Raw genomic sequence first — 228 nt, 5'->3', positions numbered from 1 at the left:
GCGAGATCAAGTACGAATACGAAGCCAACGGCCAGTTGCACAGCCGCGACACCGGCCAGCTGATCGACAGCGAAGAATTTCGCTACGACGCCGCGGCGAATCGGCTGAACTTCAACACCAGCCAGTTCGATCACGTCAAAGACAACCGCCTCAAGCGCTGGCGGGATCAGGAGTATGCCTACGATGCGTGGGGCAACCTGATTGAAAAACGCAGCGGCATGGGCACGC

Annotated in this window: 1 pseudogene; it reads left to right on the top strand. The window is 58.8% G+C overall.

The features are described from left to right. Positions 1-228: pseudogene (locus tag ACW9JC_RS30495) on the top strand (HNH/ENDO VII family nuclease); the annotation flags it as partial.

Source organism: Pseudomonas sp. SDO5591_S426 (assembly GCF_054070755.1).
The sequence above is the reverse complement of the archived record's forward strand: the minus strand, read 5'-3'. Positions and strand labels throughout refer to the sequence as shown.